Genomic DNA, 1911 nt, shown 5'->3' with positions numbered 1-1911 from the left:
GGCGCTGGAGGGCGGCGCCCATCACCGGGTAGCGGGCGTTCGGGTTGAGGTCGAGCGGCGGGCAGAAGGCCTTGGCCTCCTTCGCCGACAGCCAGACGTTGTCGACGCCGTTCAGCCGGTTGGAATGCACATGCCGCTGGAAGGACTGAACGTCATGGACATTGTGGGCGAGCATGAGCACGCCGCGCTTGGAATACATGACGTTGTAGTTCAGGTCCTGCGACAGGTTCTCCCACAGGTCGAGGGCGTGGTCGTAGAGCNTTGTGGGCGAGCATGAGCACGCCGCGCTTGGAATACATGACGTTGTAGTTCAGGTCCTGCGACAGGTTCTCCCACAGGTCGAGGGCGTGGTCGTAGAGCCGGGCGCTTTCGTCGTAGAGGTAGTTCGAGCGGATGATCGTGGTGTTGCGCCCGGTGTTGCCGCCGCCGAGCCAGCCCTTGTCGATCACCGCGACATTGGTGATCCCGTGCTCCTTCGCGAGGTAGTAGGCGGCGCCGAGGCCGTGGCCGCCAGCACCGACGATCACCACGTCATAGGCCGCCTTCGGCTCGCGGTCGGGCCACTGCGGCGTCCAGTTCTTCTGGCCGGTCAGCGCGCCCCGGATCACCTGGGCGAAGGAGAAATGCGTCATGGCTAACCTCCGAGAAACGTCGATGCTCTATGCCACCGCGCAACGATTCGGAGATGCACGCAAGCGCCAGACCTGCTGTATACTGACGGCAGGGGAAGGATTCTCATAGTGCGGCTGAATGTCGGCTTCATCCTGACGCGGCGTTTCACCCTTTGCGCGCTCGGCAACTTCGTCGACGTGCTTCGGCTGGCAGCGGACGAAGGCGACCGGTCGCGGCCGATCCTCTGCGGCTGGAAAGTGATTTCCGCAACGACCGAGCCGGTGTCGTCGAGCAGCGGCATCTCCGTGCAGCCCGATGAACGTCTCGGCGCCCCAGAGCGCTTCGACTATATCGTCGTCGTCGGCGGTCTCGTCGATGAGATCGAGAGCCTGCACCCCGATGCCGTGCGGTTCCTCAAGCGCGCGGCGGCGGCGGGGGTGCCCCTCGTCGGCGTCTGCACGGGCACCTTCGTGTTACACCGGGCCGGGCTGATGCGGGGCTACCGCGCCTGCGTCAGCTGGTTCCACCACGAGGATTTCCTTGAGCGCTTCGACGGTCTGAAGCCGGTCTCCGACCAGATCTTCGTCGTCGATCGCGATCGACTGACCTGCTCGGGAGGGGTGTCGTCGGCGCATCTCGCCGCCTTCATCGTGGAGCGGCACCTCGGGCGGGCGCGCGCAGCGAAAAGCCTGCACATCATGATCATCGACGAGGCGATGGCAGCGGAAGTGCCACAGCCCGGCATGCCGCTGGCGCTCGCCACTGACGACCCCCTGGTGCGCAAGGCCCTGCTCCTGATGCAGCAGTCGATCGACGCGCCGCTGTCGATCGCGGCGCTGGTGCGCCTGGTGGAGGTGAGCCGTCGCAAGCTCGAGCGCCATTTCCGCGAGGCGCTCGGAATGACGCCTCTCGAAGCGGATCGGCTGATCCGGCTGGAGCAGGCAAAGCACCTTTTGCGATCGACCCGACGCTCTGCCACCCGGATCGCGGCCGATACAGGATTCACCGACCTTCCGCATCTCATCCGGGTGTTCCGGGCGGCCGAGGGAACGACGCCGGGAAGATTTCGGGACGAGCCAAATCGCTGAGCAGCCGAGATGATCGAGGAGACCTTGAGATCCGTTTCTCCTTTCCACTCTCGGTCCATCCTGCCTGCGATGAGCTTGGGCTCGTCTCGCTTCGAGCTAGGGCGTCGACTCATAAACTCTGACACCAGATCCTCGCGGCTGTGAGCTTGACGGCGGCGAGGAAGTTCTCCGGGTCCTTGTCGTAGCGTGTGGCGATGCCTCGAAACTGCTT

1 protein-coding gene and 2 pseudogenes are annotated in these 1911 nt (G+C 64.7%); 1 reads left to right on the top strand and 2 read right to left on the bottom strand.

Features of this window, described 5'->3' with window-relative positions:
• Window positions 1-632: pseudogene (locus tag ACLJK8_RS22610) on the bottom strand (FAD-dependent oxidoreductase); the annotation flags it as partial.
• A 108-nt stretch (window positions 633-740) separates the two neighbouring features.
• Between ACLJK8_RS22610 and ACLJK8_RS22605 the strand changes: the two are divergent.
• Window positions 741-1700 (top strand): GlxA family transcriptional regulator, encoded by a 960-nt coding sequence (locus ACLJK8_RS22605; RefSeq protein ID WP_413152662.1) that lies wholly within the window; start codon window positions 741-743, stop codon window positions 1698-1700.
• A gap of 109 nt (window positions 1701-1809) precedes the next feature.
• On the opposite strand, the pseudogene ACLJK8_RS22600 reads toward ACLJK8_RS22605, so the two are convergent.
• Window positions 1810-1911 (bottom strand): annotated as a pseudogene (locus ACLJK8_RS22600) (IS5/IS1182 family transposase); the annotation flags it as partial.

This window comes from Amaricoccus sp. W119, assembly GCF_047275745.1.
Lineage (GTDB): Bacteria > Pseudomonadota > Alphaproteobacteria > Rhodobacterales > Rhodobacteraceae > Amaricoccus.
Note: the sequence above shows the minus strand (reverse complement) of the source record. Positions and strands in the feature narration are given on the sequence as shown.